The sequence below is a fragment of the Mycolicibacterium houstonense genome (assembly GCF_900078665.2).
GTDB lineage: Bacteria > Actinomycetota > Actinomycetes > Mycobacteriales > Mycobacteriaceae > Mycobacterium > Mycobacterium houstonense.
This window is the reverse complement of sequence record NZ_LT546228.1, coordinates 1-1181: the sequence shown is the minus strand read 5'-3', so window position 1 is coordinate 1181 and position 1181 is coordinate 1. Positions and strand designations below refer to the sequence as shown.

2 protein-coding genes are annotated in these 1181 nt (G+C 71.3%); both read left to right on the top strand.

Annotated elements, in window-relative coordinates:
• Window positions 1-318, top strand: a 318-nt coding sequence (locus tag BN4332_RS32770; protein WP_200820489.1) for a FeoA family protein, incomplete at its 5' end; no start/stop codon positions are given.
• Between the two features lie 73 nt (window positions 319-391).
• Window positions 392-1181 (top strand): LLM class flavin-dependent oxidoreductase (locus tag BN4332_RS32765; RefSeq protein ID WP_066904575.1); only part of this gene is annotated, 790 nt, incomplete at its 3' end.

Genomic DNA, 1181 nt, shown 5'->3' with positions numbered 1-1181 from the left:
GGCGATCCGATCCCGGCCGCCGACGGCCAGGTGCCCACCCCGCCGGCCCGCCAGCTGTCCGCGTGTCAGGACGGTGACGCCGGCACGGTGGCCCGTATCTCCGATGCCGATCCGGAGATGTTGCGCTACTTCGACAGCGTCGGCATCAGCCTCGACTCCCGGGTGCGGGTCGTGGCGCGGCGTGACTTCGCGGGCGTGATCTCGGTCGCCATCGAAGGCCCGGCACAACCGGACGGCACCGCGGGCGGGGACGACACCAGCGTCCAGGTCGAGCTGGGCAACCCGGCTGCCGAAGCGATCTGGGTCGTCGCGAGCTGACGACCCGCGGGACGAGATCACCGCGATTTTTACCCGTGTCCCTGACGCGTTCCGGCACCAAGATGTCCTGTTCGTGACGGTTTCTCTGCATTGGTTCCTGCCCACCTACGGCGACAGCCGACTCATCGTCGGCGGCGGCCACGGCACCCCGGCCGGCGCCGCCGGCGGTGACCGTGAGGCCTCGATCGACTACCTGGCGTCGATCGTCCGCTCGGCCGAACGGTTCGGGTTCACCGGAGCCCTGATCCCGACCGGGGCCTGGTGCGAGGACGCCTTCATCACCGCCGCACTGCTGGCCCGCGAGACCACCTCGCTGGCATTCCTGGTGGCCTTCCGCCCGGGCTTGGTCAGCCCCACCCTGTCGGCGCAGATGGCCGCGACCTTCGCCCGGCACGCCCCGGGCCGGATCCTGCTCAACGTCGTGGTCGGCGGCGAGGCGCACGAGCAACGGGCCTTCGGTGACCACCTGGACAAGGACGCGCGCTATGCCCGCTGCGACGAGTTCCTCGACGTGGTCCGGCGACTGTGGGCCGGTGAGACGGTGACGCACAAGGGTGAGTACATCGACGTCGAAGAGGCCTCGCTGGCGCTGCCTCCGACGCCGGTGCCGCCGCTGTATTTCGGTGGCAGCTCGCAGGCGGCCGGCCCCGTCGCCGCCAGGCACTCCGACGTCTACCTGACCTGGGGCGAGCCGCCGGCCGCGGTGCGGGAGAAGATCGAATGGATCCGGGCACTCGGTGAGGAGCAGGGCCGCAAGCTGCGGTTCGGGATCCGGCTGCACACCATCTCGCGGGACACCTCCGAGGAGGCGTGGGCGCAGGCCGACCGGCTGGTCGCCGCGCTGGACGAGGAGACCGTGGCCG